General features: G+C 72.4%; 12 protein-coding genes. 11 read left to right on the forward strand and 1 reads right to left on the reverse strand.

The window, feature by feature from the left end; genetic code table 11:
* The 5 genes from RIF93_RS17835 to RIF93_RS17855 form a co-directional block, all read left to right on the forward strand.
* Nucleotides 1-228 (forward strand): cupin domain-containing protein (locus tag RIF93_RS17835; RefSeq protein ID WP_309092797.1); only part of this gene is annotated, 228 nt, incomplete at its 5' end.
* 140 nt (nt 229-368) lie between these two features.
* Nucleotides 369-1,169 carry an arginase family protein gene (locus tag RIF93_RS17840; RefSeq protein WP_309092798.1) on the forward strand — a complete coding sequence of 267 codons (801 nt, stop codon included), beginning with the start codon at nt 369-371 and terminating at the stop codon, nt 1,167-1,169.
* A gap of 169 nt (nt 1,170-1,338) precedes the next feature.
* Nucleotides 1,339-1,596 carry a hypothetical protein gene (locus RIF93_RS17845; RefSeq protein WP_309092799.1) on the forward strand — a complete coding sequence of 86 codons (258 nt, stop codon included), beginning with the start codon at nt 1,339-1,341 and terminating at the stop codon, nt 1,594-1,596.
* A gap of 122 nt (nt 1,597-1,718) precedes the next feature.
* Nucleotides 1,719-1,847, forward strand: a complete 129-nt coding sequence (locus tag RIF93_RS17850; RefSeq protein ID WP_309092800.1) for a hypothetical protein — start codon at nt 1,719-1,721, stop codon at nt 1,845-1,847.
* 73 nt (nt 1,848-1,920) lie between these two features.
* On the forward strand, nt 1,921-2,199 hold the full coding sequence (locus RIF93_RS17855) for a hypothetical protein (RefSeq protein ID WP_309092801.1): 279 nt from the start codon (nt 1,921-1,923) through the stop codon (nt 2,197-2,199).
* Between the two features lies 1 nt (nt 2,200).
* Here RIF93_RS17855 and RIF93_RS17860 read toward each other — a convergent pair whose 3' ends face one another.
* Entirely contained in the window at nt 2,201-3,178 is a 978-nt protein-coding gene (locus RIF93_RS17860) for a lysozyme inhibitor LprI family protein (protein WP_309092802.1), read from the reverse strand.
* Between the two features lie 179 nt (nt 3,179-3,357).
* Here RIF93_RS17860 and RIF93_RS17865 point away from each other — a divergent pair, with 179 nt between their 5' ends.
* The 6 genes from RIF93_RS17865 to RIF93_RS17890 form a co-directional block, all read left to right on the forward strand.
* Nucleotides 3,358-3,804, forward strand: a complete 447-nt coding sequence (locus RIF93_RS17865) for a PA2169 family four-helix-bundle protein (RefSeq protein ID WP_309092803.1) — start codon at nt 3,358-3,360, stop codon at nt 3,802-3,804.
* 78 nt (nt 3,805-3,882) lie between these two features.
* Nucleotides 3,883-4,107 carry a hypothetical protein gene (locus RIF93_RS17870; RefSeq protein WP_309092804.1) on the forward strand — a complete coding sequence of 75 codons (225 nt, stop codon included), beginning with the start codon at nt 3,883-3,885 and terminating at the stop codon, nt 4,105-4,107.
* A gap of 26 nt (nt 4,108-4,133) precedes the next feature.
* A complete protein-coding gene (locus RIF93_RS17875) occupies nt 4,134-4,307 on the forward strand; it encodes a hypothetical protein (RefSeq protein ID WP_309092805.1) in 174 nt (57 codons plus the stop codon).
* Between the two features lie 66 nt (nt 4,308-4,373).
* Nucleotides 4,374-4,766 carry a GFA family protein gene (locus RIF93_RS17880; RefSeq protein WP_309092806.1) on the forward strand — a complete coding sequence of 131 codons (393 nt, stop codon included), beginning with the start codon at nt 4,374-4,376 and terminating at the stop codon, nt 4,764-4,766.
* Nucleotides 4,767-4,846: 80 nt separating this feature from the next.
* Complete coding sequence (locus RIF93_RS17885) at nt 4,847-5,827, forward strand: TIM44-like domain-containing protein (RefSeq protein WP_309092807.1); 981 nt, start codon at nt 4,847-4,849, stop codon at nt 5,825-5,827.
* 36 nt (nt 5,828-5,863) lie between these two features.
* Nucleotides 5,864-6,155, forward strand: a 292-nt coding sequence (locus RIF93_RS17890; protein WP_309092808.1) for a hypothetical protein, incomplete at its 3' end; no start/stop codon positions are given.

Here is a 6,155-nt window from a genome sequence, read left to right on the forward strand (position 1 = left end):
CTGCCTGCCCACACCCACACCTCGGCCGAGCGCATGATCCTCGTCGCTGGGCGGCTGCGGGTGCAATATCAGGGCGCCCCCGCCGCCGTCCTGACGCCGGGCATGTACGCCTATGGACCCGCCGGGCTTGCCCATGAGGCCAGCTGCGAAGGGCGCGCGCCGTGCACCCTGTTCATCGCCTTCGAAGGCCCGGTGGACGCTTACCTCGCGCCCGATGCCCGCGACTGAGGGCCCGAGGGCGAAGGCGAACCAGAGGGCGGGATCGGGCATCGCCTGCAGGTGGCGCCGCGCGCGGCTCGGGAAAAGAAGCCAGTTTCGTCGGAGCGGCGCCGCTGGCCGCGCACCGCCCGGCGGCCTATCTCTGGCGCATGGTCAAGGTCACCCTGCTCGGCGTCCCGCACGACGCCAACTCGTCGTATCTCCGCGGCCCGGCCCAGGCGCCGCCGCTGATCAGGCGCGAGCTCTTCTCGGACGCCTATAGCCTCTGGAGCGAGACGGGGGTCGACCTCGGGGCGGACGTATTCGCCGACGCAGGCGACCTGACCTTCGACGAGGCTCTCGATCCCTGGGACGTCATCGCCCACGGCGTTGAAGCCGCCGCCGCGGCCGGCCCGCTGATCTGCCTGGGCGGGGACCACGCGGTCACCTATCCGATCCTGCGCGGCCTGCGCCGCCGGCACGGCGCCTTGACCATCCTGCACATCGACGCCCACGCCGACATCTATCACGCCTACCAGGACAATCCCCGCTCCCATGCCTCGCCTTTCGCGCGGATCATGGAGGAGGGCTTGGCCGACCGGCTGGTGCAGGTAGGTCTGCGGACGGTCAACGACGAACACCGGGCGCAGTTCGAGCGCTTCGGCGTCGAGGCCTACGACATCCGCAGACTGCCCGATCCCGCCAGCCTCCGGTTCGAAACGCCCGTCTACATCTCGGTCGACATCGACGCGCTGGATCCCGCCTTCGCGCCGGGCGTCTCGCACCGCGAGCCTGGCGGCCTGACGACGCGCCAGGTGATCGACTATATCCAGGCCGTGGCTCAGCCGGTCGTGGGGGCCGACGTCGTCGAATACAATCCGACCTGCGACATCGCGGGCCAAACCGCGCTCGTGGCCGCCAAGCTGGTCAAGGAAATCGCCGGCATGATGGTCCGGAGCCACCAGACCTGAGCCTCAGCATTTTCAGGAGCAGTGTTGAGCCATACAGCTCGGCATCGCTTTTTGAGCCGGTCGGGAAACCAACAGCCGCATCTAACGTCGTGTTTCGCACACATCCGGGGGAACGAACCCGCTCGCCATCGATTCTCAAAGGTGCAGCCCACCCATAGATGCCGAGCTAATGAGCGAAGAACCGACTGTTTTGAACTTCGGGACCGAGGCCGCGCGCGTCCGCGCGCAGGCTTTCCGCGACAGCGAGCGCATGAACCGCGAACTGGCGGACGCCGAGTCCCTGCCCCGCCTGCGGCAGAAGTACGTCGAAGCCGCCGACGCCTACGCCCGGCTCGCCGAGGCGGAGGAACGGGTCATGGCGTCCAAGCAGAAGCGTGGCGAAGAGGCCGCCGCTGGAGCTGCCGCGGCCGGGGGAAATTTGACGTAACGTCGCTCGGAACCGCGGGCATCGGCGTCGGTTGCATAGGATCAGCTTCCCCAAGCTTCGCGACCTCCGCCATGATCGACGCTGCGCCCTCGAAACGACGCTGCACCCGCCAAGGCTGGCGAGTGGACGAATACCGTATGCCCAACGGTGGCGCCCTGCTTGTGCCGATGGTCCCCGACTGGGAGCTCCGCCAGATCGACCTGGAGCGCCGCCAGAAGCACCTCACCGCCCACGAGCGTGAAGACGCGTGACCTTCCGCTGAGACGGCGACGGTTGACGCTCGCCCCCTCCCGGCGCGAACCTCCCTCTTCGGGAGGACTGACCATGAGCGGCAATCCCACCGCCAGCGAAGCCGTGGCCCATGCGGTCAACTTCGCGATCCTCGCGGCCCATCGCCTGGGCGAGCCGCGCGTGCTCGAACTCACCCACCGCCAGTTCGTCCAGCTGCAGCAGGCCGGCGCGCCCGCCGACTGGGGTCCCGGCCCGCCCTGCACCTATCGCGGCCTCAGGGTCACCGAGGTCCCGGGCCCGGTCGGCCGCGTCCTGGCCTGGGACCGGGCGCGCGAGACCGAGATGTGCCAGGCGATCGTCTGGCCGCGCTGAGCTAGCGGGCCGACCTGGCCGCGGCCGTGGCGGCCTTCAGCTTGCGGATCCGCGCCTCGTACAGGCCGGCGAGACGCCCGGGGTCCTCCACCGTGTTGCGCGCGTCGCGCCAGGCCAGCTGCCGCTGGCGCAGGGTCGCGCGGTCGTCGTGGGCGGCGAGCGCCTGCGCATAGGCGTCGCGGAGGTCCTTCTGCAGCTTCCGCAGCTCGGAGTCGGCGCAGATCGCCCGGTCGGCGGCCGTCGGCTCCGACGCACAGGCGGCGGCGGGCTCAGGCTCAGGCGCCGCCTCCGGCGCCTCGGCCACGGTCGCCGCGTCCTGCGCCATCTCGACGGTCTCCGCCGACGGCGGGGCGGCCTGCAGCGGCGCGGTCGCCACGGTCTCGGCCTGCGGCGCGGCGGCGATCTCGGGCGCCGGCTGCGCCGGCTCGGGCGGCAGCGGCGGCGGGGGCGGCGGCAGCTGCACGGCCTCGGCCAGCTCCCACTTGGCCCCCAGGTCCGGCGGCGGCATCAGCATCTCGCGCACGCTTCCGCCGACGCCCACGCCCAGCACGATCCCGGCCAGACCGCCCAGGGCGAAACCCAGCGGACTGCCCGGCCCGCGCCGCACGCGCGGCGCCTTCGGCGGCTTCGGGGGTTTCGACGCCTTCGCCCGCGGCGCCGGCGCAGGCTCCGGCTCGCGCGCCAGGGTCAGCGGCGGCTCGGCGTCGGCGAGCTCCGGCGGCGGCGGCACGTCGAACGGGTCGTCCCCGCGATCCATCGGGTCGCCCAAGTCCAGCGTGATGATGTGCGGCTCGCCGGCCTCGCGCCGGCGGCCGCCGAACCGCCGCTTCGGCGCCTCGCCGCCTTCGCGCCGCCGGGCCATCTCCTGGAGGATCTCGTACGACTGGGCGGCCTGGCCGCGGTCGCGGGCGCTGTCCAGCAGGCTCCGCAGCTCGGGCCCGCTCAGGGTCGAAAGGTCAAGCTGGTGCAAGGTCGGCATCGGGCGCGTCTCGAACTCATGGCCGCCGGCGCCCGTCACTTCACCGACTTCCCGACTATCGCCCGCGAGCACGCCTGCGGGAACAGCGTCATTCCGCCGCAAGCCTCGCCGTCGGAACAGGGGCCCGGGGCCGGCGGTTCTGCCCGCACACCCGAAAAGCCGAAGCCAAGGAGCAACCCATGCAGACCGATCACGCCGTGAAGGTCCTGAACAGCTTGATCGAGACCACGCTCGATTCCGCCAACGGCTACAAGGACGCCGCCGAAAGCATCGACCGCGCCGACTGCAAGACGCTCTTCGCCGAACGCGCCTCGCGCCGCCGCGAGCTCGCGATGCAGCTGCAGCAGGAGGTCCGCTCGTTCGGAGGCGAGCCCGAGACCACCCAGTCCACGCTGGGCAAGGCCCACAACAAGTTCGTCGAGATCAAGAACGCCGTCACCGGCGGCAGCGACAAGGCGGTGATCGACGAGGTCGAGCGCGGCGAGGACGTCATCAAGGCCAAGTTCGAACAGGCCCTGCGCGACGACGACCTGCCGCCCCACGCCCGCGAGGTGCTGCAGCAGGCCTATGGCTCGATCAAGTCCGACCACGACGACATCAGCCGCCTCAAGCACCAGATGCACTGATCCCCCTCAAAGGATGGGTTCCGGAACAGCCCTCGGGCCCCGCCGTTCGACGCCACGCGTACACAGGAGGCGAAAGCCATGGTCGTAGGTCAGGAAAAGCCGTCGAACGTGCGGGGCGCCGCCGCGCCCAAGGGTCGGATGACGTGGATGGCGTTGATCGGCATCGCCGTCTTCCTGGTGCTGCTGTTCATGCTGTTCCTGCGCCCCGCCGATCCCGAGCGCCGCGGTCGCGAGACGGCCTCGCCGCCCGGCGCCCCCAGCGAGTCCGCCACCCCGCCCGCCTCGTCCGTCCCGGCGGGCTGAGGCGGCCGCCTTCCAAGGAGTTTCCGATGAGCGACAAGCGCGAAGACCAGCCCGAGTACGAGCGCGGCAAGCCCGGCGTCCGCCCCGACCGCGACGACGCCTCCCCGCCACAGACCGACCGCAGCGCCGACGGCCCGGACGGCGACCGGCAGATCGCCCAGGAGCGCCAGCAGTCCACCGGCCTCACCGGCCAGACCTGAGCGGGGCTGGTCCTTGCCGCCCATCCGCCTAGGATCGGGGCCGGTTCCTGACTGAGGAGACGCGGCATGGACCAGGTGACCGGCGGCTGCCTGTGCGGCGAGGTCCGCCTCGCGGCGCGGGGCCGACCCTACCGCGTCGGCCTCTGCCACTGCCTCGACTGCCGCAAGCATCACGGCGCGGTCTTCCACGCCTCGGCGATCTTCCCTGAGGACGCCGTCACCATCCAGGGCGAGGCCCGGGCCTGGGCGGGGCGCCATTTCTGCCCGCGCTGCGGCTCCTCGGTCTTCGCCCGCACCGGCGACGAGGTCGAGGTCATGCTGGGCGCCCTCGACGAGCCCAGCCAGTTCGCGCCCACCTACGAGAACTGGACCGTCCGCCGCGAGGCCTGGCTGCCGCCGCTGCCCGTCAAGCACAGCTACGAACGCGACCGCGAAGGCGCCGGCCGGCGCGAGGACTAAAGCGCCTGGCGGGCTCGTCTGCCCGTATCATCCCGCGCCAGACCGCCTATATGAAGGGGATGCACCTCAAGGAGCGGCCGATGAACGGTTCCAAATCCAGGCTGGCGGCCGTCCTCGGCGTCGCCTTCTCCCTTTGCCTGATCGCGGCCGACACCGCCGACGCCGCCCGCCGCGGCGGCGGCTTCGGCAGCCGCGGCGCCCGCACCTACCAGGCGCCGGCCGCCACCCGCACGGCGCCCCAGCCGGCCCAGCCGATCCAGCGCTCCATGACCCCGGCCACGCCCGGCTCTACGGCCGCCGCGCCCAAGGCTGCGGCCCCTGGCCAGGCGGCGCGTCCGGCGCAGCCGCGTCGCGGCGGCATGATGGGCGGCCTGATCGGCGGCCTCCTGCTGGGCGGCCTGATCGGCGCGCTCTTGGGCAACGGCTTCGGCGCCGGCATGGCCGGGTTCATGGCCGTGCTGTTCCAGCTGGCGCTCGCCGCCGGCGTCGTCTTCCTGCTGATGAAGCTGTTCCGCCGCCGCGCCCAGCCCGCCATGGCCGGCGGCGCGCCGTGGCCGAACGCCGCCCACCGCGAGGCGCCCCAGGGCTTCGGCGCCTCGCGCCCGGCGCCGCAACCCACCTACACGCCGGTCACGCCCGAGCCCGCGACCCCGGTCGAGATCGGCGTCACGGGTCAGGACCGCGACACCTTCGAGCGGCTCCTGATGGAGATCCAGGACGCGCTCGGCCGCGAGGACTACGGCGCGCTTCGCGAGCGCACCACGCCCGAGGTCATGGGCTTCCTGGCCGAAGACCTCGCCCAGAACGCCACCGAAGGCCGCCGCAACGAGATCTCCGGCACGACCCTGCTCGAGGCCGACGTGGCCGAGGCCTGGCGTGAAGGCGACCGCGACTACGCCACCGCCGCCATGCGCTACCAGGCGATCGACGTGGTGCGGGACCGCGCGACCGGGGCGGTCATCGAAGGCGACCCCGCCCGCCCGACGCAGACCACCGAACTCTGGACCTTCGTCCGGCAGAACGGCGGCCCGTGGAAGCTCTCGGCGATCCAGGAAGCCTAGCCCGGCGCGGGCGCTAAGGGGCCGGCCGCTTCCTGGATGCCCGCCGCAGGCGGACCGCCCTGGATCGGCCGCGCCCTGCGCGCGGCGCAGGGCCTGCGCGCCACCACGCGAGGCGCCCGCGGCGCCGGCCAGCACGTCTACGTCATCCTGCTGCACGACGAGCGGCGCGCCGACCCCTGGGGCCTCTACGTCGGCCAGACCTCCCGCGACCCCGACCTGCGCTTCGACCAGCACAAGGCCGGCTACAAGGCCAGCGGCGCGGCCCGCCGGTTCGGCGTCCGCCTGCTGCCGGCCATGGTCGAGCACCTCAACCCCATGCGCCGCTGGG

The organism is Phenylobacterium sp., assembly GCF_031181185.1.
Classification (GTDB): Bacteria; Pseudomonadota; Alphaproteobacteria; order Caulobacterales; family Caulobacteraceae; genus Phenylobacterium.